This is a genomic window from Halorussus lipolyticus, assembly GCF_029338375.1.
GTDB lineage: Archaea > Halobacteriota > Halobacteria > Halobacteriales > Haladaptataceae > Halorussus > Halorussus lipolyticus.
On the sequence record NZ_CP119804.1, the window covers coordinates 2,767,745 to 2,789,268 of the forward strand.

A 21,524-nucleotide genomic window follows, 5' to 3' on the forward strand; every position below is an offset into this window, starting at 1 on the left:
TAGCGACGCACGGCCAAAAACGCTTTTCGAGGCCAGTCGCGCACAACCGGCCGAGCGGTCCTCTCGCCGTGAATCACGCCGAGAGCCGGTTAATTTCACCCGTCCATCAAGAGCTTTTTGAGCGTGTAGGCCTACGTAACGGTCACAGGAAATGCGCACGACAATCGCAATCGCGGTCGTTCTCATGCTCGTCGTCGCGGGCTGTTCGCAGGCCCCCGGCGCGGGGACGACGACCGATACGGACGTTAACACGACGACTCCGGACGCTGGGGCCGAGACCACCCAGTCGGGGTCGGACACCACCCAGTCGGAACGAGTCGTCAAGCCCGACGACCCGAAGACCGACGTTCTGGGTTGGGAAGCGGGCTACTGGTACAACGAGACCATCGCCGTGAACCCCAACGACGGGCTGAACGACTCGGAACTCGATAAGGTCGTCGCTCGCTCGATGGCCCGCGTCGAGCAGGTCCGGCAACTCGAATTCGAGGAGCGCGTTCCGGTCGAAATCCAGACGCGCGACGAGTTCCGGGAGAGTCGGTCGAATCGCTCGACGCCCGAGGACAGGCAACTGTTCGACAACGTGAAGTACGAATCGCTGTTCATGATAAACGAATCGACCGACTCCATCGCGGTGCAGGGCCAGAACTCCGGGTCGTCGGTCGGCGGCTACTACAGTCCGTCTCAGCAGAAAATCGTCGTCGTCTCCGAGAACGTTTCGACGCCGAAACTCGACGAGATTACGCTCTCTCAGGAGCTGTTCCACGCGCTTCAGGACCAGCAGTTCAACCTCTCGAGCTACGACCAGTCCACGCGCGAACTCCACAACGCCAAGGACGGCATCATCGAGGGCGACGGTAACTACGTCGATTATCTCTACTCCCAGAAGTGCAACAACGAGTGGAACGGCGACTGTCTGACCCCCGACTCCGGTTCGGGTTCGAGCAGTGGTCTCGCCAACATCGGACCGTACCTCATCAAGTTCCAGCCCTACAGTGACGGCCCGGCGTTCGTCAAGCAGATTCACCAGCAGGGCGGCTGGGAAGCGGTCAACGAGGTCTACCAGAACCCGCCGGCCAGCACCGAGCAGGTCATCCACCCCGACAAGTACGGCGAGGACACCCCCGCCAACTTCTCCATCGAGAACAAGGCCACCAACGGCTGGGAGCGCCTCAAACTCGATGGTCGGCCGAACTACGGGAGCGTGGGCGAAGCCGGCATGCTTGCGATGTTCATGTACCCCTACTACCCGAGTCAGGGTCAGGAGCAAATCATCCCCGCTCGGGACTTCTTCAACATGAAGCAGGGGTCCAACCAGTTACAGGAGTTCGACCCGCTGAACTACAACAGCAGTTACTCGACCGGTTGGGACGGCGACAAACTCGCGGTCTACACCAACGACGACGCCGCGACTAACGAGACCGGCTACGTCTGGAAGTCGGTCTGGGACTCCCAGCAGGACGCCGAGGAGTTCGTGGAGGGCTACCGCAAAGTCCTGAAGTACAACGGTGCGAAGAAGGTTGACGGTCGCACGAACACGTGGAAGATTCCGGCGGACAAGGAGTTCAACGACGCCTTCTACGTCGAGCAGAAGGGCGACACGGTGGTCATCGTGAACGCACCGTCCGTCTCGGAACTCTCGAACGTCCGCGAGGGCGCGGCACCGGAGCAGTAATCGCGGTTCCCGTTTCGCGGTTCTCGTTTTTTGGTGCGCTTCGACGCGACGAGAAACGTAACTGTTTCTTAGACACTTCTATACAATTCCGAGACGAATATTTTTGTTCCCGTCTAGTAACTCGACGGACGGCTTTCGAAACTCCGCCCGCTCGAAGCGTTCCCTCGGCTCTCTCGTTCGACCTGCAAGCGGGAACTTTTTCGCTCCAGCGAGAGAACGTCCCGTCATGACTCTCCCGAGGTGGTGGCGGTGAGCGACCGATTCGACGTACTGTCGGAGGAGGCCATCGGCGACGGAACGGCCACCGACGCCTACTTTCTGCGGACCGAGGAGACCCTCTCTGCGGCCGACCGGAACCCGCGCGTGGTCGCCGAGATTACGCAGGACCAGTTCCCGACCGGCGAGTTCGACCTGCTGGCGGGCCTGAAAGACACCGCCCGACTCCTCGAAGGCCTCCCCATCGACGCCGACGCGATGCGCGAGGGCCAGTTGTTCGACGGCGGGCCGGTGATGCGAATCGAGGGCGATTACCTCGATTTCGCCCGGTACGAGACCTCGCTGTTGGGATTCCTCTCCCACCAGAGCGGGGTCGCCACCGCTGGCCTCGAAACGCGGCGGTCGGCACCCGACTCGTCGGTCCTGAGTTTCGGCGCGCGCCACGTCCACCCGTCAATCGCGCCGATGGTGGAGCGCGGCGCGCTCATCGCGGGCCTCGACGGCTTCTCGCACGTCGCGGCGGGCGAAGTGCTGGGCAGAGAGGCCAGCGGGACCATGCCCCACGCGCTGGTCATCGCCTTCGGCGACCAAGAGGAGGCGTGGAAGGCCTTTGACGAGGCAGTCGCGCCCGAGGTCCCCCGCATCGCCATCTGCGACACCTACTCCGACGAGAAGGACGAGAGCATCCGCGCCGCAGAAGCTCTTGGCGACGCCCTCGACGGGGTTCGTCTCGATACCACGAGTTCCCGCCGCGGCGACTTCCGCCACATCATCCGCGAAGTCCGCTGGGAACTCGACGCCCGCGGCTACGAGGACGTGGAAATCTTCGTCAGCGGTGGCCTCGGTCCCGAAAACCTCCGTGAACTCCGGGACCTCGCCGACGGGTTCGGCGTCGGCGGCCACGTCAGCAACGCCGACCCGCTTGACTTCGCGCTCGACATCGTGGAACTCGACGGCGAACTCGTCGCCAAGCGCGGCAAACTCTCGGGCAAGAAGCAGGTCTTCCGGACGCCCGATGGGGGCCACCATGTGGGCCTCGCGGACCGCGCCGACCCCGAAGGTGGCGAGGCCCTCCTCGAACCCCTCATCCGGGACGGCGAAATCGTCCGGGAGTTCGACATCGACGAGGCCGCCGAGCGCGCGCTGGACGACGCCGAGGCGGTCGGGTTCCGAGAGGAAGCGTAGCTGTTTCGCTGTCGGTCGTGGCGTTTTCGGAAAGTACGGAAAAATCCTGCGTTAGAGTTCTTCGACCGTGCCCTCAGGTTCGCGCTCGCTGAAGACCTGCCCGTCGAACAGCGTCACCATCACGTCGTCGTCCTCCCACGCGCCCTTGGGAAGGTTGGCCTTTCGGCAGGTTCGGTCGAGGTACTCGAAGACGCTCCAGTTGTTCTCGATGGGAACCGTCGGGTACATCCACGCCTGTTCTCCTCGGCCCTCGATGGCGACGCCGTGGGTACCGAGTTCGATGTCGTCTACCGGATTCTCCGAGAACTCGGTGTCACGGACGACGCAGACCGAGATTTTCAGGTTTGGAAGTTCGGCCTCCTCGACCTCGGAGCCACACGAGGTGTCGCTGGCGGCGCTGATGGCCGAGTCTACGATGAGGTGGCCGAGTTGGTCCGTACCTTCGTACGCCCCGTCACACCCCCGGAGTCGGCCGCGTCCTCGGGTGGACGCGAGCCGGACGAACACACCGGTTCGCGCGTAGAAGGCCTCGCGCATGCTACCGGGCTGTTCGCGTTGCCCGTTGATGACGTAGGATTCGACGGATTCGCGTGCGAGTTCTACGGCCCGCGTACCATCCTCGTAGGAAAGAGTTACTGCCTGAGCCTGTGCCATACACAATCCCCTAAGCCCGGAAGTACCTTCAAGTCTTCCCTTCAATACTAAACACGGAAATGTCCCACTACGTTTCACGTGGGAGAGATTATCACGGGGTAACGAGGGCCTCTCGCCCGCGTAATCTCGGATTTCGCCACTTTTGGCCCCGCCTCACCGAACCGCTTAAACCCGGCGGGGCGCTACAGTCGGTTGGCAGAGGGAGCCGGGTTCCCGCGAGCCTGTCGGCGACGCCGGCGGGCACGTGAGGAAAGTCCCCCCACCGTCCGGGCAGGCGACCGGACGCAAGTCCGGAGCGGGAGACCGCTGGCTCTGGAACAGAAACGAGACCCCTCTCCGGGACCGATGAGGTGCGCGAACCCGAACCGACAACGGCTCACGCCGAGTAAAGGAACGGGGAGCTAACCCACCGAGGACGACGTGGCAAGGCCACGCTTGTGGCTACGCCACGCGAACGGAGAGAACGGATGGAACGGCGAATCCTCGCTGGTGCAAGTCCGTGCGGATTAGGTAGCCCGGACGACTGCGCGGACGCTCAGCCGAATACTCGGAAGAACAGAAGGGGGCTTACTCCCCTCAGCCACATTCTACCCGACTAGCGGACGCTCTCGCGCTTTCGTCGTCTGTGTCGCTTCGCTCGTCTCCTCGGTGCGGTTCCCGCGTGCTACCCCAACACGACGACCAGCAGTCCGAGTCCGACCAGTATCTCTGCCGCGAGGACCGTCACTGCGGCCCCGATTTTGACGGCGTTCGTTTTCGGCCCGGTCTCGAAGGCGCTCATTGAGCGTGATTTGGGGGTCTTTCACAATAAGTCGGACACACAGTTAGACATTGTTCGCGGTTACGACCGGTTCGTAACGCAATGAACGCTCGTGAACCGTTTCACGAAACCGGAAACGTGAGCTTTCTCGGAGAGAAAGGGCCACTTTCGCCGACCTTAACAACTGAATCGGAGTAAGTTATTAATAACTCTTACCTGAAGCGGTTTCTCTGACAGTGCAATTAATAACTACTGAGTGACTATCTACAGCTAATGACGACAGCAGAGCGCGACGAGCGCGAGCGGACGGTTCGACTCTCGGTCCCCGAGATGGACTGTCCCTCTTGCGCAGGAAAAGTAACCGGGAGCGTCGAACGACTCGACGGCGTGCGCGAGACCGACCCTGCCCCGACGACTGGCACGCTCGCAGTTACCTACGACGCCGAGGAGACCGACGCTGGCGACATCCGAGAGCGCGTCGAGGCCGCCGGGTACGCAGTCGAGTCGAGCGACGGCGAGGACGAACTCGGCCTGTCGGTCCCCGAGATGGACTGTCCGTCCTGCGCCGGGAAAGTCGAGAACGCCCTCGAAGGTGTCGAGGGCGTCGCGTCCTTCGAGACGCGCCCGGCGACCGGCGAGGTCCGCGTGGCCGGCGACGCCGACCGCGAGCGAGTCGTCGCGGCCATCGAGAGCGCAGGCTACGAAGTCGAGAGTGCGACCGGAGACGAGGGCGGTCCGGACGTGGCCGGGCCGAGCGACGTCTGGACGAGTCCTCGGGCGCTCAAGACGTGGGCCGGGGCCGGGTTCATGGTCGTCGGTCTCCTGCTGGAGTTCTTCCTGACGAGCGCCGACGCGCTCCTGTTCTCGGCGGTCGGGCGCGAGTTCCACCTCTCGGCGGTCCTACTTCTGCTGTCGGCCGGAATCGCCGGACAAGAGATTCTCCGGAACGGCTACTACTCGGCGAAGAACTTGAGTCTGGACATCGACCTGCTGATGGGGACCGGCGTCGTCTCTGCGGTCGCGGTCGGTCTCTACTTCGAGGCCGCGACGCTCGCGGTGCTGTTCAGTATCGCGGAACTCCTCGAACGCTTCTCGATGGACCGCGCGCGCAACTCGGTCCGGGAGTTGATGGACCTCTCGCCCGACACCGCGACCGTCAGGCGCACGGACGCCGACGGGGCGACGACTGAGGAGACCGTCCCGGTCGAGGAGGTCGGCGTCGGCGAAACCGTGGTCGTCCGGCCCGGCGAGAAGATTCCGGTGGACGGCCGGGTGCTGGAGGGAACCAGCGCGGTGAATCAGGCCCCAATCACGGGCGAGAGCGTCCCTGTGGACAAGTCCGAGGACGACGAGGTGTACGCCGGGACTATCAACGAGGAGGGCTACCTCGAAGTCGAGGCCACCGCCGAGGCCGACGAGACAACGCTCTCGCAGGTCATCGAGTTGGTCGGGGACGCCCAGCGCGACCGGACCGACCGCGAGCAGTTCATCGAGAAGTTCGCGGCCTACTACACGCCCATCATCGTGGCTGGCGCACTCGTGACCGCGTTCGGCCCGCCTCTGCTGTTGGGCGGCGAGTTCCGCGAGTGGTTCGTCCGCGGCCTGACCCTGCTGGTGGTGGCTTGCCCCTGCGCGTTCGTCATCTCGACGCCCGTCTCGGTGGTCTCGGGGGTCACCAGCGCGGCCCGGAACGGCGTCCTCGTGAAGGGCGGCCCGCACCTCGAATCCATGGGCGCGGTCGAAGCAGTCGCCTTCGACAAGACCGGGACGCTGACCGAGGGCGAGTTGGCCGTGACCGACGCGGTCCCGCTGAACGGCAACGACGAGGAGGATTTACTGGGATGCGCCCACGACCTCGAACGTCGGAGCGAACATCCGATTGCGCAAGCAATTGTAGAGCATGCTCACGGCACCAGCAACCCCCACGACGAACACGGGGAGGACCGCCCCATCGAGAACTTCGAGAGTCTGACCGGGAAGGGCGTCCGCGCGGACCTCGGCGGCGTGACCCACTACGCCGGCAAGCCCGCGCTGTTCGCGGAGTTGGGCTTCGACCTTGAACACGTCCACCTGAGTACCGACGGCGGGCAGGTCGTCGCCGACGCCGCCGAGAGCAAGTGCGACGACCGCGAGGACTGCCTCGACCTGCTGGCCGACGTGGTGCCCCGGTTCCAGCGCGAGGGCAAAACGGTCGTCCTCGTCGGCACCGAAGACCAGTTGGAGGGCGTGCTGGCCATCGCCGACGAGGTTCGGCCGTCCGCGCGCGAGACGGTCTCCCGATTGCAGGACTGGGGCGTCGAGTGCGTCATGCTCACCGGCGACAACGAGGGCACGGCCCGCGCCGTCGCCGAGGAGGTCGGCGTGGACGACTACCGGGCGGAACTCCTCCCCGAGCAGAAGGTCGAAGCGGTCGAAGACCTCACCGAGCGACACGGCACCGTCGCCATGGTCGGCGACGGCGTGAACGACGCCCCGGCGCTGGCCGCCGCCACGGTCGGCGTGGCGATGGGCGCGGCAGGGACCGACACCGCCATCGAGACGGCAGACATCGCGCTGTTGGGCGACGACCTCCGGAAGGTGCCTTACCTCTATCGCCTCTCGCGGAAGGCCAACGCGGTCATCCGCCAGAACATCTGGGCCAGTCTCGCAGTCAAGGCCGTGCTTGCGGTCGGCGCTCCTCTTGGACTGGTCTCGGTGGCGATGGCGATTCTGGTCGGCGACATGGGCATGAGTCTGGGCGTGACCGGCAACGCGATGCGACTGGCGAGAGTCGAACCCGAAGAATAGCGCAAGAAATTGCCGAACTAACCTTCGACTCTTACCTCTTCGGACCCCTCGCCGTCGTTTTCCACCTCGGAGTCAAGGCCAGCCGCTTTACGGCGTTCTTTTAGTTCTTCGACTGTGATACCACGACGGTTTGCTACGGATTCGAGGACTTCTTCTTGGCTGTGATGGGGGTCTTCCGGTGGGTCAACGACGTGGTGATTCATACGTATCATTACTTAACCTATCCAAATAAGCGTTCGGACGACTCTACTATTGACGACGGTGGGGCAAGCCCTACCTTATGGTGCTCGAACTCTACTTGCCCCTGTCGAACTTGGAGAAGATATGCTCGATTCGAATCGTCTACAAAAACATCTCGGCAGTATTCCATCGTCGCGTGAATGCGTTCTGACGGCGGGTATCTCTCGTTCAGCACATCGTAGTTGACACCCGCTGGCGGTGTTGCGAGCCAAACTTTCTCTTTCTCACCGTTTGGATACACGTCAATGTGAAATCCATCTCCCGTTGCTGGATTCCACTCAAAAGCGCTGTGTCCGTTGTGGTCAAATCGAGCAACGTCTTTGAGTACGAGCTTTCCATCTTCTCTTCGGTGGCTTGCCTGCTGAAGTCGGACGGTAAACTTAGTGGGACGTTTCCAATTATCAACTCCATAGTAGCAGTAGAGTAGTTCCTCGGTTTCCCCCGAGTGAGAGGGAAATACCAATGGGTCGTCGAAGTCGATGTCCGACATCAGCTATTTCGACTCATTTCCTGCTGAAAAACATATCGAATCTTAGATGGAAAGAGGAACCTTATTCCTCAAAAATCGGATGTGACTCCTGAACTTCTGCAATTAACTCCGTCACGTCGTCGTCAGCTTCGTCGTCGGGCGTCAGCGGACGCTTGCCGTCGAAGGTCTCGTGGACCTCGGCCACGCTGGACGAGAGGGTGTCGAGACCGTACCCGCCTTCGAGGACGAACGCGAGCGCCGAACCCATCTCGTCGGCGAGGTCCCGCACGCGGTCGGTCAGCATGCCGTAACCCTCCGTCGAGACCCGCATCCGGGAGATGGGGTCGTGGCGGTGGGCGTCGAACCCCGCGCTGACGAGCAGGAGGTCCGGGTCGAAGTCCCGGAGGGCGGGTCGAATCAACTCGTCGAAGGTGTCGCGGTACTCGGGGTCGCCAGCGCCCGCCGGGAGCGGGACGTTGAGGGTGGTGCCCGCGCCCTCGCCCTCGCCGGTCTCTCCGATGTCGCCCGTGCCGGGATAGAGGCCCTCCTCGTGAAGCGAGGCGTAGAACACGTCGCCGGCGTCGTAGAAGATGTCTTGGGTCCCGTTGCCGTGATGCACGTCCCAGTCGAAGATGGCGACCGACTCGGCATCCCGGTCGTCGGCCTCGATGACGTGGCGGGCCGCGACTGCGGCGTTGTTGAAGAAGCAAAAACCCATCGCGTCGTCTTCGACGGCGTGGTGGCCCGGCGGTCGGCCGAGCGAGAAGGGGGTGTTCCGACCGTCCTCGCCGTCGAGGGCGGCCTCGGCGGCCCAGCAGGCCAACCCGGCCGACTGGAGCGCGGCCTCCCACGTCGCTCGGACCGCCACGGTGTCGGGGTCCCAGTTCCCGCCACCCGACTCGCAGAACTCGCGGAACTCCGCGACGTAGTCGGTGTCGTGGACCGCTTTCACGCAGTCAGCGGTCGCTGGGTCGCCATCGACGTATTCGACGCCGTGCTTTCGCGCCAGTCCTTCCCTGATGGCGCGGAGTCGGTCGGGGTTCTCGGGATGGCGCTCGCCGGTATCGTGGGCGAGACACTCCTCGCTGTAGCCGAAGTTCATGTATTTAAGCGTAGGTGGCTCTCGACTGCGGGGGAGATTCGGGAGTCGATAGCACGTCTATCATTGGAACGTAACGGAATTTAATCGCTTCGCTCCCGTCGGGGGCGGTGCCGGCGTCTCCGACCCGAACCGGGAGTCACTCGAACAACTTGAAGTACGTCTCGATGTCCTCGGCCTTGACCGTTCGCCGGTCGGCGTGGCGCGCGAGGGTGGCCGCGGCTTTGGCCACGTTGTCGGCGTAGTCCTCGAGGATGTCCGCCAGCGCGATGCGGGCGTCCATCGCCACCCGATAGCTGTCGTCGATTTCCAGTCGCGCGATGCGGTCCACGGGCGCGACGGGGAGTTCGAGGTCGCTCTTGTCCACGACCTGCTCGACGCCGAAGTCCTCGCTCATCAGGGTCTTTCGCCCGTCGGCCGTCGCGTGTTCGGCGGCGTCCTTGGCGAGGTCCGCGCCGTGGTTCTGAATCCGGCGCGCTAACTCCTCTGCGGCGTCCGCGCTGACTCGAAGTTCGTCTGCATTCCGCCTGATAATCGTGTCTACCGGAGCAAACGGCAACTCGACGCTCATGTTCCAACCCGCGAATCTCGCGCCCTTAGTTCTTTCCGAAGCGTCTTTCGAGGCACCTGCTCCCGTTTCGGACGGTTTTGCCGCTTCTCCGCAAACTCGGTCACTGGGGTCTGTCGTCGGAGTGTACGCCGGTCCTCGTCTACTCGACTCCGAATCCTGATTCGCCGCACCGGCGTGAGGCGGTTGTCTGATAGTTGCGGGGCGGTCATGGTGCTGGTTACGGTCGCGCGCGGTAGATTCCACAGAGGGAGGACTACCCACCTACCTCCTCTCTGCAAACACCTCGGTTCGCAGAAAACTCCTCTGGACCATCTAAACTGGGTTTAGAAATGAGGGTGTTTCTAAGAGATACACAAATAATTCCCAAATATATCTAAATATTCCTTTACGGCACTAATCCGCCCCGAACTGCCAGCAGACATAACCGTCTCGCTACCCAATACCACGCCATGTCGGACGACAATCCTCACGAGCGAGACACCGAGATGGCCGAGGAGAAGCGAGCGCCCGGCGAGGAAGAGGAGACCGACGAAGACGAGGCCGAAGCCGAACAGGCCCGCGAGGACGAACTCGAAGACGAGACCCGCGTCGAGCAGGACGAGGAGCGCGAGGACGCCGCTGGCGAGCAGGAGAACGCGGACAATCACCGCGACGAAGAACCGTTCGAGAGCTGAAACAACCGCCGAGAGGTCAGAACACGTCGTCGGCGTCGAGCGTCCCGTCGCGCAGTTCGCCGCGCGCGGTCACTTTCTCGCCGAGGGTCACGTCGGCGCTGGACTCGACGCTGACGGTCTCGTCGCCGTCGTCCAGAATAATCGGGTCGCCCGCCTGAACGACGGTGCCCGTGAACTCGACTTGCTCGCCGGTCGCTTCCGTCCCGCCGTTGCTTGCGGTCTCGGCAGTGCTGGCCGCGGCCCCGCCGCCGTCGCCACCGAAGGAACCGAGGCCCGTGCTGTCGCTTCCGGCGCTCGCGGCGTCGTCGCCTCCGCTGGCGTTCGACCCCGCCGAGGGGTCGGCCTCGCCGAGGACGGTCACGGTGGACTGCCACCCCGCAGAGCCTTCGATGTCGTCTTTCCACCCGTCCTGAATCTCGACGTCGGCCAGTTGCACCTCGTCGCCCGGCGCGATGTCCTTGTCGGCTTTCTCGCCCCACAGCGCCACTCGGATGTCCCCGGTGTCGTCCTGCACGCGGATGTTCCGGACTTGGCCCTCCGAGCCATCGTCGCGGTCGAAGGTGCGCTTGTCTTGGGTCTCGCGCACGACGCCGCCGATGTCCACCTCGTCGCCGATTTCGAGGCCGTCGATGTCCGCCGTCTCGGGGACGTACTCGACGTCCTCGTCGATTTCTTCGACTGCACCGCGGTTGCCCACGTGGAGTTCCAGACTCCCGTCGCGCTCCCGGACGTAGCCGTCCACGACTTCGACCGAGACGCCGGGGTCGAACTCGTCGGCGTGTTCGGTGCGCTCGTCCCAGAGGGTCACCCGGATGCGACCGGTCGAATCGCCGAGTTTGAGGTTGGCGACCTTGCCCTCGGACCCGTCGTCGCGGTCGAAGGTCCGAATCTCGTCGGTGTCCAGTACCTTCCCGCGGAGGTTCACGTCGGAGAGACCCAGCGAGAGGTCCTCGACGTTGTAGGTGTCCTGTACCTGTACGTCGATGTCGGTCTCGGCGTCGGGTTCGGCGTCGTTGACGTTGACCTCGACGCCGTTGTACCCCTCCTTGGGTCGGCCCGCGATTCGGAGTACGTCGCCGACTTCCAGTTCTTCCTCGCCAGCGTCGGCCTGCTTGTCCCAGAACGTGATTCGAATCGACCCGGTTTCGTCTGCGACCTCGACGTTGAGGACTCGGCCGTCGTCGCGGTCCTCGTCGTCGCGCTCGAAGGTCCGCACGTCGCCGACGCCGACGACCTTGGCGACGAACTTGACTTCCTCCATTCCGGGTTCGATGTCGGCGATGCTCTCGACTTCCCCACCTTCCTCGTCTAACTCGTGGGCGATGAGCATCGCGGCCGTCTCCTCGTCGGCGAGACCGCCCATCTGCTCTACCTTCTCCTCGACCGCCTCGCGGAACTCCTCCAGCGACACGTCGGCGTCGAGGTCGGCGTAAACGTCCTCTATCGCGCCCATTGTTTTTCTCGAAAACTGGTTGTGGGTGCTGGTGTATGTCTGTGTCGGTACGCCATCGTGAGGAGGTTTCGTCCCGTCTTCGGATATAAACGCTCGGCCGCTATCTGGTTCTACTCGGAGTCGGCGGTCGTGGTCGCCCCGGCCGTCGTTGCTGTCGCGGTTGCCGCGGTCGTGACGGTCTCGGCCTCGCCCATCGCTTGGTGGACCACGCGAACCTCTGCTGGCAGTCCGTCCTCGAACGAGGCGGTGGCCTCGTAGTCGATTTCCACGATACACTGGGCGCAGGCCCCGGCCTCGTCTTTCTGCATCGAGGCCACGGTCAGTTCCAGCGTCCCGGTCTCGGGGTCGTAGCCCGCGTCGGCGAGTTCGGCCACGTAGCAGGCGTTCGACCCCGAAATCGTCCCGGTGACGCTGACGGACCCGCTCTCCGCGTCGAAACCGACCTCGGCCTCGTTGGTCGGCTGACCGCACCCGGCGTCGGTGAGTTCGAACGTCGTGCCCGCGAGCGTCGGCGGCCGTGTCGTTGTCGTCGTCTCTCGCTTTGCAGTGGTCCCGGTGGTGGTCTCGTCCACGCCGCCGGCGGCCTCCTCGTACTGACTCAGACACCCACCGAGAGACGCGGTACCGAGTATCGCACCGAAGTTTGCGAGTAGTTTTCGTCGCTCCATACAGAGCGCCACGACGCGCAGTTTCAAATATATCGCGGATGGAAAAATTGTTATTTGTCCTTGCGTCGCTGTGCCACTGCGTAATCAGACCGTAACCCCTATTAATGGAACCGGCATACGTAGAGATGAGTCCTGATAGGGTAGTGGACTATCCTCTTGGCTTGCGGAGCCAGGGACCGGAGTTCAAATCTCCGTCAGGACGTTTCTGCCGCGACGCAACACCGCGAGAGCCTTCCATGGCTCTCGCAACTCTGCGTCGCGGAAACTCCATCGCGGAGATTTGAGCAGACGAGTCGCACGCCCGGACCGTCTCGGCGAGTTCAAATCTCCGTCAGGACGTTTCTGCTGTAACCAACCGACGAGCGACGGGTATTTCTCTAATCCCGAAGGACCCTTCCCCGCCGACCCCGAACCTCCGAACAGATGAGAGACCACCTCCGGGCCGGTATCGCCATCTACAACGACGGCGAGTTCCACGCGGCCCACGACGCGTGGGAGGAGTATTGGCTCGGCCTCGAACCTGAGACCGACGACGAGCGGTTCCTCCACGGCCTCATCCAGTTCACCGCGGCGGTCCACCACGCCCAGCACGCCAACTGGGAGGGCGTCCGGGGTCTCGCCGAGAGCGGTGCAGACTACCTCGCTGGCCTCCCGGCGGACTACCGCGCGGTCAACGTCGGCGAGGTCCGGGCCTACCTCCGAGCAGTCGCCGCAGACCCCGAACACGTCGAGCGCGTTGCACCGCCGAAACTGACCTACGAGGACACCGCGCTCCTCGCCGAGGACCTGCGATTCGAGGCCAGCGCGGTCGTCGCCGAGGTACTGGCCGAGGAGTACGGCTACGACGAGGAAATCATCGAGAAGGCAATCGACTACGCCCGCGACGACCTCGATTCCGAACAGGCAACTAGCCAGTTCGTCACGTTCGTCATGGACTTCGCGCGCGACGCCGCTAATCGCGGAATCATCTTTCAGCGAATGGAGGGTGCGGTGGGAAAACGCGACCACAAAGAAGAGGACGTAGACGGACTGTTCGACTGACGATTAGGGCTTGCTCTCGGGCGGATGCTCGTCGTACTCAGCGTTGGGGAACTCCGCGGAGTTGTCCTGCGGGTCGTAGCCCAGCACTTCCTTGGCGCGCTCGATGGAGTAGTATTTCCGGTCGTTGTCCGAGATACCGTAGACGATTTCGTAGTCGTAGTCGGCCTTGAGACACCGGTCGAACAGGTGGGCGCAGTCTCGGTGGGAGAGCCACATGGCCTGTCCTCGCTCGTAGTCCTTCGGCGGGTGGTTCTTGGTCAGGTTGCCGATGCGGACGCAGACGACGCTCAGGCCGTGTTCGTCGTGGTAGTACCGACCCAGAATCTCGCCGGTCGCCTTGCTCACGCCGTAGAGGTTGCTCGGCCGCGGGAGTTCCTCGCCGTCGAGTTTGAACTCGTCGTGGGGCCGATACATCTCGGGAGTGCGCTCGTCGGTCTCGTAGTTCCCGACCGCGTGGTTCGACGAGGCGAACGCAATCTTCTCGACGCCCTCGTCTTTGGCGGCCTCCAAGACGTTCCGGGTGCCGTCGATGTTGTTGTTCAAGACGCTGTTCCACGGGGCCTCTGGGCGCGGGTCGCCAGCGAGGTGGACGATGGCACCGACGCCCTCGACGGCCTCGCGGACGGCCTCCTCGTCGGTAATGTCGGCGACCACGAACTCGTGGTCGGTGTCGCGGGTCGGCGGGTCTCGGTCGAGCAGTCGCCAGTCGTACTCGCCCGAGAGGTCCGAGAGGATGGCCTGCCCGACGCGGCCTTCCGCGCCCGTAAGCAGGACTGGGTCGTCCATTCAGGTTGAGAGAGGGAATGGGATGATAAGTAAGGTACGATTCGTCCGAAGGCCGGTCCGCAGAGTCGTCGCTCTCGGTCGCGTGAAAAATCGAGATGAAGAAGAACGGGACGACAGACCGGGAGTTATGCCAGTCGCGCGAACGCCAGATTGCCGCTGATGTTCTTGATGTAGACCTGCACCACGTCGCCCTCTTGGGCACCGGGCACGAAGATTGTGTACTTGCCCTTCTCGGCCACGCCGTCGCCCTTGCGACCCGTGCCGGTGATTTTGACCTCGTAGGTGCTTCCCTCCTCGACGGCCTCGCGGTTCTGGTTCTGGCTGGAGGTCGAACGCTTAGTCACGGGCCGGAAGGCACCACACGCGTCACACCGGAGCATCAGGTTGCGGTTCTCGCGGACGAGGCGGGTGTCCGGCAGGCCACACTCCGAACAGAGGACGAACTCCTGCACGTAGCTATCCAAGGCGGCGTCGAAGTCCGAACCGGAGAAGGTCCCGTTGTACCGGGCGCGGCCGTCTTCGAGTTTCCCGTTGGTACCGAGTTCGCGCTGGAGCGCGCTGTGGACGTGTTCGATGTCGCGGCCGAGTGCGTCGGCGATGTCGCCGAGGTTGGTGAGTCGCGTGAACGCGCCGTCCTTCTGTGCGTTGGAGTCCGGGTAACTGAATCGGTCGCCTTCGCCTTCGAAGTCCGGTGTCGCGTCCATCGCTCGGTCGAGGTTAGATGTGTAGTCCATAGGCGAATCAGGTGTTGGACATTAAAAGGCGTTCCGTGTTTGGGAGAGACACGGCCCGGTCGGAGGGGTCCCACGGCGGGACACGGACGACGATGCCCGACCGGGCGGCTTTTTTCCCCGGCGCGCGTCGTCTCGGTCATGACTGCCACCGACCCCACCGACCGCGATTCGGCCTGTTTCGAGGCCGGAATCAAGTTCGGCGCGCTCTACCACCAGTTCGCGGGCACGCCGGTCAGTCCCGACTCCGCGCCGAGTCTCGAAACCGCCATCGAGGAGTCCATCGAGAACCAACCCTTCTGCGAGTCCGTGACCGTCGATATTCTGACCGAGAAGTTGGAAGCGGAGATAGACCATGGGTACACCGAACTCACGGGCCGGTTCATGGAGGTCGAAATCGTCGTGGACCACGAGGACGTCGAAGTCCGCACCCGGATGGAGATGGAGGACGGCTATCCGCTGATGAAAGTCGAGTCCGTGAGCGAGAAATAGAGTTCCTAAAAAATCCAATTTCTATATTTAGGAATTGTATTTCGTTCTCTGTGGACCCCACAATCACGCTACAGTCAGAGTTTCCCTGTCAGTAGCCGTCACGAAGCTAGCTACTGCTTGAGCGAAGGAGTCACCGCAAACCGCCCCGCACAGCACCGCAGACCGCAACCGCACCGCGCCCCGTACCTCCCCGCCCGACTCGCACCTGTCGGCGCTCGTCGGGCGCGTCCCGTGGATTGTCGAATCGAGCGACGACGTTCGAGACCCCAGTTCCGGCTTCGGCTTCAAACACGACGCTCTCGAAACCCAAATCCACCGCCTACAAGTCCGAACCCACCGTCTCGTCGAGTATGAACCTCCGTGAATCGACGTGGACTGAGGCCGACGCCGCCGAAACCGACCTCGCGCTCCTCCCGGTCGGAAGCACCGAACAGCACGGTCCCCACGCGCCGCTCGGAACCGACGTGGTGACCGCCGAGGAGGTCGCCGAGGAGGCCGCCTCCACCTACGATGGCGAGGTCGTCGTCGCGCCCCCAATCCCGGTCGGCGTCGCCGAGGAGCATCGCCAGTTCACCGGCACGCTCTGGGTCAGCCCCGACACCTTCCGCGATTACGTCCGCGAGACCGTCGCCAGCCTCGCTCATCACGGCTGGGACCGGGTGGTACTGGTCAACGGCCACGGGGGCAACGTCGGCGCGCTCCGGGAAGTCGCGGGAACCATCGTCCGCCACGACACAGCCTACGCCGTCCCGTTCACGTGGTTCGAGGCCGTCGGCGACCACAGCGGAGACATGGGCCACGGCGGCCCGCTCGAAACCGCGATGCTCCGGCACGTCGCCCCCGAGTTGGTGCGCGAGGACCGCATCGAGGAGGCCCGCGAGGGCGCAAGCGACGGGTGGGGTGAGTGGGTGAGCTACGCGAATCTGGCCTACGACTCGGCCGAGTTCACCGAAAACGGCGTCGTGGGCGACCCCGCGGAGGGGTCAAAAGAGCGCGGCGAGGACTTGCTGGCGCTAGCCGGCGAGGCGCTGGTGTCGCTGTTGGAGGCGGTCGAATCGCGTGACGTGACGCTCCCGCCCCACAAGTAGCGGCGGACGAGCGATTCCGTCTCGGTGGACTTACTCGGCCGGTTCGGCTTCTTCGGCGTCCGCGTCGTCGGCGTCCCCGTCGCCTTCGGATTCGTCGGTTTCGGCCTCGTCGGCCTCGCTCTCGTCCGCTTCGGCCTGCAGTTCTTCGAGGGTGTTCTTGAGACCCGGCACCGTACTGGCGAGGTCCCCGACCTGTTCCTTGGCGTCCTCGATGTCGGCGATGGCCTCCTCGACCCGGCCGATTTCGGCTTCGAGGTCGTCGGCCTCCTCGAAGGCGTCGGCGCGCTCGCCCATCATGTACCACTTCTTGGCGTCCCGGAGGTGGTCGGCGGCGTCCCCAGCGTCGAGGGCCGACCGGAGCGCGTTGAGCGCGCCGAGGGTGTTGTCGGCCTCGACGTTCCAGATGTCGTCGGTGTCGGGTAGGGCCTCGCTCGCCTGCTGAAGGCTGGCCTCCACGTCCTCGCGGACCTCGCTTGCGGCCTCGCCGAATAGCTCGTCCTCGTCGAGTGTCGATTGGCTCATACGTTTCCGTTTGGTGCCGGACCTTTTAAAACCATGCCCGAAACCGGAAGTGAAACCCCGCTACTCGCCGGGGACCACCCGAGCCAAATCGAAAGCAACGACCCGATTGGCAGTCCGGACCGAAAACGCTCACCGGGAAGCATCCAATCGGGAACCCCGGCGACGCCCGCGACGGGATTCGCCTCGGGGCGAATACTTATCAGCGACGAGAGGAAATGTAACGATATGGAAGACATTTTCGTCGGACGACTCATGTCCTCGCCAGTCGAGACAGTCTCCCCGGACACGGAGGCCCACGTCGCCGCCGAGCGGATGATAGACGAAGGCATCGGGTCGGTCATCGTCACCGACGACGAGGGCGTCCTCGCGGGCATCCTCACCGCCACCGACTTCGTTCACATCGCGGCCGAACAGCGGTGGGCTACCGACGCGACGGTCGAGGCCTACATGACGACTGACGTGACGACCACCGACGCCAACGCCGAGGTCCGGGACATCGCCGACCTGATGATAGAGGAGGGCTTCCACCACGTCCCGGTCGTGGACGACGACGAGGGCGTCGTCGGCATCGTCACCACGACCGACATCACGGCCTACATGTCCCACGTCCAGACACCGAGTCCGTCGTAGCCTCCTCGGTTTTTCGACCCACAGCGAGCAATTTTCGACGTAGCGCACTCCTCGACTACCGACAGGTTTCGCTCGGCGACCCAACCACCCGCCTTGGCGGACTGAAAGTGCGAGGGCTTTCGAGGACACTGCGCGCGAGGACTTTCGAGACCTCGATTACGATTCCAACAACTTTCCCGAATGCCCTACTTCAAAGGGGCCATACGCCTTATTCGATTTCACGGCGTAGCCCCGTCATGACCGAATCTGGCGACGATAGCCGCGAGATGGGACTCGAACTCGGCGACCTGAAAGACGACCTGCGAGACGCCGACTACCCCCTCGACGCCGAGGAGCTAATGGAACAGTACGGCGACTACGAAATCGGCCTCCCGGACGGCGAGGAGAGCTTTCGGGAGGTCATGGTCACGGGCGGCGACGAGACCTTCCAGTCGGCCGACGAGGTGGAGCAGGCCATCCTGAACCGGGTCAGTGCCGACGCCGTGGGCCGCGAGGGCTACTCCGACCGCGGGGCCGGCAACGAGGGCGAGAACACGGACGAATCGTTCTAGGAAAACGTCTTGTTTTGTGTGGCTATACTCAATCCGGGCGGTTTCGGCAGTATAGCCGCGGATACGTTTTCGAAAGCCCCCAGTTCGCTCGCCACCGGCAGACATTCCTGCTCGGCCTGCGGCCTGCGCGGGCTGTGACTGCCGAGGTCACGCTCATTTCGTTCGCGTGACGGTCGCTGACCGAAATATCCAACGCAGGGGAAACCGCTAACGCCCCGGCGGCCGAATCGCCGGGCATGGTTCGCGTCCTCTCCGATTCCGACGTGGCGGACTGTCTCGACCTTGAGGACCTGCTTCCGGTCGTCCACGAGGCCTTCGTCAAACAGGGCCGGGGCGAAGTTGAACGCCCGGAACGCCCCCACTTCCCTGTCGGCGCGGGACTCAGCGCGTCCGACGCTGGCGACGGCGACGGTTCCGAACCCAAGGGCACCGGCCTCGTGATGCCCGCCTATCTCCACGGCGCGCGGTTCTACGCCACGAAGTTGGTCGGCGTCCACGAGGACAACGCCGACCGAGGTCTCCCGACCGTCAACGCCCAACTCGCGCTGACCGAGGCCGACACCGGCCTCCCCGCGGGCTACTTCGCCGGGACCAGAATCACCAACGCCCGCACGGGGTGCATCGGCGGGTTGGCGGCGCGCGAGTTGGCCGAGGAGCCAGTCACCCTCGGTCTCCTCGGCGCTGGCACCCAAGCACGCTGGCAGGCCCGCGCCATCGACGCCGCGACTGTCCTCGAATCGGTCCGAGTCTACTCGCCCAGCGACTCGAAGGAAGCGTGCGCCGACGACCTGCGGTCGGAGTTGGGCGTAGACGCCGAGGCGGTCGAATCCCCGGAGTCGGCCGTCTCGGGCGCGAACGTGGTCGTCACCACAACCACTGCGACCGAACCGGTCTTTCCCGGCGACGCACTCGAACCCGGAACGCTCGTGGTCGCGGTCGGAGCCTACACCGCCGAGATGCGTGAGTTGGACACCGAAACCTTCGAGCGAGCGAGTCAGATTTTCGCGGACGTGCCCGAGGAGGCCGCCGAAATCGGCGACACGCTGGCGGCCGAAATCGGGGCGGACGACCTCGTTCCGCTCTCGGAGGTTTTCGAGGACCGCGCCGGCCGCGACTCCGAGGGCGAAATCATCGTGGTCGAGAGCGTCGGGACCGCGGTGCTGGACGCGGCAACCGGAGAGTACGTTTTCGAGGAGGCCGAGGAGCAGGGTGTTGGCGAGCAAGTGGAGTTGTAGTGGTTCCACACACCCAATTATATGTTCTGGAAATAATATTATTTCTCTAGAGAATATAATTATTTGCCGCCGGCCGAATCGTCACTTCCCGTCGGTTCTCGCGGTCTCCGAGAGGTCCGGGTCGGCCGTCTCAGATGTCGGTCCGGCGGGGGTCTCGTCGGCGTCGGGTATCCCCGCCTCCTCGTCGTCGATGACCGTTTCCTTCCACGTCCCGCGGGTGAACCAGAGCGCGGCCGCGATGGCCCCGAGGGTGTTGCCCAGCGCCATGCCTATCCAGATGCCGGTCGAACCCATCCCGGCGACGAACGCCAGATAGTAGACCGTCGGCACCCGGCCTATCCAGAGTGCGACCATCGAGAATCCCATCGCGGTCTTGGTGTTGCCAGCGCCCCGGTAGGCCCCGAGCATGACCTGCAAGACGGCCATGAAGGTGAACTCGACCGACCGAATCCGGAGGTAGGTCGAACCCTGCCGGACCGTCTCTTGGGCGGCCTCCGTGCCGGTGGCCATGAACACCGAGACGATGGGTTCGGGAAACAGCGCGGCGATGATTGCGACCACGAACATGACCCCTGCGCCGACCTTGGCGGCTATCCAGACCGCGCGCTCGGCCCGGTCGGACTTGCCGGCCCCGAGGTTCTGACCGACCATCGTGTTGGTCGCCCGGCCCAGACCCATCGCGGGCAGGAAGACGAGCGAGGCCAACCGATTACCTAACCCGTAGGCCGAGACCACCGGCGGCGCGAACTGGACTACCATCGCGGTCAGGGTAATCATCGCCAGCGCGCTCATCGACTGTTCGAGCGCCGAGGGAACGCCGATGCGAACGATGTCCCAGATGTACCCGAGGTCGGGCATCAGATACCCGACCTCCACGTCGGGTCCGGCCCCGGCGACGAACAGGACGTAGAACCCGAGTGCGCTGGCGACGCCCCGCGAGAGGATGGTCGCCAGCGCCGCGCCTTCGATGCCCATCCCCGAGATGACCGCGCTGTCGATGCCGAGCGCGGGAATCGGCCCGAGACCGAAGATGAGGAGGGGGTCCAACACGACGTTGAGCGCCACGCTGACAATCATCACGCGCATCGGGGTTCGGGTGTCGCCGTAGCCTCGCATCAGGGACGTGAACACGAAAAAGCCGAACAGGAAGGGCAGGCCGAGGAAGAACACTTCCATGTAGTCGCCCGCCAGCGGGACGACCTGCTCGGTGGTCGCGCCCTGACTCGGGAGCGCCGCCAGCATCGGCTCTGTGGCGAAGTAGCCGAGGACGCTCAACCCGAGCGCCAGAATCGTGACGAACGAGAGGATTTGGCCCGCAACTTTGCCCGCCGACCCCTCGCTGTCCGCGCCGGTGTACTGGGCCACCAGAATCGACCCGGCGGTGGTGAACCCGCCCGCGATGGAGATGAGGAGGAAGATGAGCGGGAACGCGAGGCTCAGCGCGCCCACCGCGTCGGCCGACAGTCGTCCGAGCCAGAACGTGTCGGCGATGTTGTACGTCACCTGTAGCAGTTGGATGACGACGATGGGCCATGCAAGCCGGAACATCGGGCCGAGGAGGCCACCCTCGGTAATCGTATCGTCGGAGCCTGTGGCGTTCATGATACTTCGAAACGAAACGGGTGGGTTTGAAGGTTGCGTGTTGGTCGGAAGCGCGGTTCACTGCGGACGACGCGGCGTATCTTGCACAAGTAAGGTGAACGACAAAGAGGTTTCCGAGGTATGGTACCTTGGGGCACAACCAGTGTGAGATTGGACTCCGATTACCACGACTCCCGTACTGCGAAACTGTTTTAGGCACGCCTAAAAAATTCCGAGTCGTGAACTCGCTCAGGACGCCCAGTCGGAGAGATGCGTGTCGTCTTTATAACTTTTAGGTTAACCTAAATTACAAGAATTAGAGCGGATGGAAATACTTTTGAATTTTTAGGTCGGCCTAAAAACTGTGAAGCGACGAACCCCACCCCGAGTCGTACAGGTGACGAAGCGACCCGCCGACG

Annotated in this window: 21 protein-coding genes, 1 tRNA gene and 1 other RNA gene; 12 read left to right on the forward strand and 11 right to left on the reverse strand. The window is 63.7% G+C overall.

Features of this window, described 5'->3' with window-relative positions; translation table 11 throughout:
* The first annotated feature begins 151 nt into the window (after positions 1 to 151).
* Together P2T57_RS13935 and P2T57_RS13940 are read left to right on the forward strand one after the other, a co-directional pair.
* Positions 152 to 1,672 (forward strand): Hvo_1808 family surface protein, encoded by a 1,521-nt coding sequence (locus P2T57_RS13935; RefSeq protein ID WP_276299823.1) that lies wholly within the window; start codon positions 152 to 154, stop codon positions 1,670 to 1,672.
* Positions 1,673 to 1,921: 249 nt separating this feature from the next.
* A complete protein-coding gene (locus P2T57_RS13940; RefSeq protein ID WP_276299824.1) occupies positions 1,922 to 3,073 on the forward strand; it encodes a nicotinate phosphoribosyltransferase in 1,152 nt (383 codons plus the stop codon).
* Between the two features lie 51 nt (positions 3,074 to 3,124).
* Here the strand turns inward: P2T57_RS13940 and P2T57_RS13945 are convergent, their stop codons facing one another.
* The gene (locus tag P2T57_RS13945) at positions 3,125 to 3,727 is read right to left on the reverse strand and encodes a TIGR00296 family protein (protein WP_276299825.1); all 603 of its coding nucleotides are present in this window, start codon (positions 3,725 to 3,727) and stop codon (positions 3,125 to 3,127) included.
* Between the two features lie 194 nt (positions 3,728 to 3,921).
* Between P2T57_RS13945 and rnpB the strand changes: the two genes are divergently transcribed.
* Positions 3,922 to 4,309: RNase P RNA component (gene rnpB / locus P2T57_RS13950), an RNA gene on the forward strand.
* A gap of 451 nt (positions 4,310 to 4,760) precedes the next feature.
* The gene (locus P2T57_RS13955) at positions 4,761 to 7,274 is read left to right on the forward strand and encodes a heavy metal translocating P-type ATPase (protein ID WP_276299826.1); all 2,514 of its coding nucleotides are present in this window, start codon (positions 4,761 to 4,763) and stop codon (positions 7,272 to 7,274) included.
* Positions 7,275 to 7,291: 17 nt separating this feature from the next.
* Here the strand turns inward: P2T57_RS13955 and P2T57_RS13960 are convergent, their stop codons facing one another.
* The 4 genes from P2T57_RS13960 to P2T57_RS13975 all read right to left on the reverse strand — a co-directional run bounded on the left by P2T57_RS13960 (position 7,292) and on the right by P2T57_RS13975 (position 9,653).
* Positions 7,292 to 7,477, reverse strand: coding sequence for a hypothetical protein (locus tag P2T57_RS13960; protein WP_276299827.1), 186 nt, complete (start codon positions 7,475 to 7,477; stop codon positions 7,292 to 7,294).
* 17 nt (positions 7,478 to 7,494) lie between these two features.
* Positions 7,495 to 8,004: a hypothetical protein gene (locus P2T57_RS13965; protein ID WP_276299828.1), complete on the reverse strand. Its 510-nt coding sequence runs from the start codon at positions 8,002 to 8,004 to the stop codon at positions 7,495 to 7,497.
* A gap of 61 nt (positions 8,005 to 8,065) precedes the next feature.
* Positions 8,066 to 9,085: a histone deacetylase family protein gene (locus P2T57_RS13970; protein ID WP_276299829.1), complete on the reverse strand. Its 1,020-nt coding sequence runs from the start codon at positions 9,083 to 9,085 to the stop codon at positions 8,066 to 8,068.
* Between the two features lie 136 nt (positions 9,086 to 9,221).
* Positions 9,222 to 9,653, reverse strand: a complete 432-nt coding sequence (locus P2T57_RS13975; RefSeq protein WP_276299830.1) for a histone family protein — start codon at positions 9,651 to 9,653, stop codon at positions 9,222 to 9,224.
* A 449-nt stretch (positions 9,654 to 10,102) separates the two neighbouring features.
* On the opposite strand from P2T57_RS13975, the gene P2T57_RS13980 reads away from it, so the two are divergent.
* The gene (locus P2T57_RS13980) at positions 10,103 to 10,327 is read left to right on the forward strand and encodes a hypothetical protein (protein WP_276299831.1); all 225 of its coding nucleotides are present in this window, start codon (positions 10,103 to 10,105) and stop codon (positions 10,325 to 10,327) included.
* 16 nt (positions 10,328 to 10,343) lie between these two features.
* On the opposite strand, the gene P2T57_RS13985 is transcribed toward P2T57_RS13980, so the two are convergent.
* On the reverse strand, positions 10,344 to 11,780 hold the full coding sequence (locus P2T57_RS13985; RefSeq protein WP_276299832.1) for a single-stranded DNA binding protein: 1,437 nt from the start codon (positions 11,778 to 11,780) through the stop codon (positions 10,344 to 10,346).
* Positions 11,781 to 11,890: 110 nt separating this feature from the next.
* Positions 11,891 to 12,448, reverse strand: coding sequence for a hypothetical protein (locus tag P2T57_RS13990; protein ID WP_276299833.1), 558 nt, complete (start codon positions 12,446 to 12,448; stop codon positions 11,891 to 11,893).
* 129 nt (positions 12,449 to 12,577) lie between these two features.
* On the opposite strand from P2T57_RS13990, the gene P2T57_RS13995 reads away from it, so the two are divergent.
* Positions 12,578 to 12,650: transfer RNA gene (locus tag P2T57_RS13995), tRNA-Arg, on the forward strand.
* A 221-nt stretch (positions 12,651 to 12,871) separates the two neighbouring features.
* Entirely contained in the window at positions 12,872 to 13,489 is a 618-nt protein-coding gene (locus tag P2T57_RS14000) for a DUF309 domain-containing protein (protein ID WP_276299834.1), read from the forward strand.
* A 3-nt stretch (positions 13,490 to 13,492) separates the two neighbouring features.
* On the opposite strand, the gene azf is transcribed toward P2T57_RS14000, so the two are convergent.
* A complete protein-coding gene (gene azf, locus P2T57_RS14005) occupies positions 13,493 to 14,275 on the reverse strand; it encodes an NAD-dependent glucose-6-phosphate dehydrogenase Azf (protein ID WP_276299835.1) in 783 nt (260 codons plus the stop codon).
* A 125-nt stretch (positions 14,276 to 14,400) separates the two neighbouring features.
* Positions 14,401 to 15,009 carry a translation initiation factor IF-2 subunit beta gene (locus tag P2T57_RS14010; RefSeq protein ID WP_276299836.1) on the reverse strand — a complete coding sequence of 203 codons (609 nt, stop codon included), beginning with the start codon at positions 15,007 to 15,009 and terminating at the stop codon, positions 14,401 to 14,403.
* Between the two features lie 138 nt (positions 15,010 to 15,147).
* Here P2T57_RS14010 and P2T57_RS14015 point away from each other — a divergent pair, with 138 nt between their 5' ends.
* The gene (locus P2T57_RS14015) at positions 15,148 to 15,498 is read left to right on the forward strand and encodes a dihydroneopterin aldolase family protein (RefSeq protein ID WP_276299837.1); all 351 of its coding nucleotides are present in this window, start codon (positions 15,148 to 15,150) and stop codon (positions 15,496 to 15,498) included.
* A 350-nt stretch (positions 15,499 to 15,848) separates the two neighbouring features.
* The gene (locus P2T57_RS14020; protein WP_276299838.1) at positions 15,849 to 16,586 is read left to right on the forward strand and encodes a creatininase family protein; all 738 of its coding nucleotides are present in this window, start codon (positions 15,849 to 15,851) and stop codon (positions 16,584 to 16,586) included.
* A 30-nt stretch (positions 16,587 to 16,616) separates the two neighbouring features.
* On the opposite strand, the gene P2T57_RS14025 is transcribed toward P2T57_RS14020, so the two are convergent.
* Positions 16,617 to 17,108 carry a DUF5790 family protein gene (locus P2T57_RS14025; RefSeq protein ID WP_276299839.1) on the reverse strand — a complete coding sequence of 164 codons (492 nt, stop codon included), beginning with the start codon at positions 17,106 to 17,108 and terminating at the stop codon, positions 16,617 to 16,619.
* A gap of 225 nt (positions 17,109 to 17,333) precedes the next feature.
* On the opposite strand from P2T57_RS14025, the gene P2T57_RS14030 reads away from it, so the two are divergent.
* From P2T57_RS14030 to P2T57_RS14040, 3 genes are all read left to right on the forward strand, one after another.
* Positions 17,334 to 17,738 (forward strand): CBS domain-containing protein, encoded by a 405-nt coding sequence (locus P2T57_RS14030; protein WP_276299840.1) that lies wholly within the window; start codon positions 17,334 to 17,336, stop codon positions 17,736 to 17,738.
* Positions 17,739 to 17,974: 236 nt separating this feature from the next.
* Positions 17,975 to 18,289 (forward strand): DUF5789 family protein, encoded by a 315-nt coding sequence (locus P2T57_RS14035; RefSeq protein WP_276299841.1) that lies wholly within the window; start codon positions 17,975 to 17,977, stop codon positions 18,287 to 18,289.
* Between the two features lie 236 nt (positions 18,290 to 18,525).
* Positions 18,526 to 19,524 carry an ornithine cyclodeaminase family protein gene (locus P2T57_RS14040; protein WP_276299842.1) on the forward strand — a complete coding sequence of 333 codons (999 nt, stop codon included), beginning with the start codon at positions 18,526 to 18,528 and terminating at the stop codon, positions 19,522 to 19,524.
* An 81-nt stretch (positions 19,525 to 19,605) separates the two neighbouring features.
* Here P2T57_RS14040 and P2T57_RS14045 read toward each other — a convergent pair whose 3' ends face one another.
* Entirely contained in the window at positions 19,606 to 21,126 is a 1,521-nt protein-coding gene (locus tag P2T57_RS14045) for an MATE family efflux transporter (protein ID WP_303657549.1), read from the reverse strand.
* Between the last annotated feature and the right edge of the window lie 398 nt (positions 21,127 to 21,524).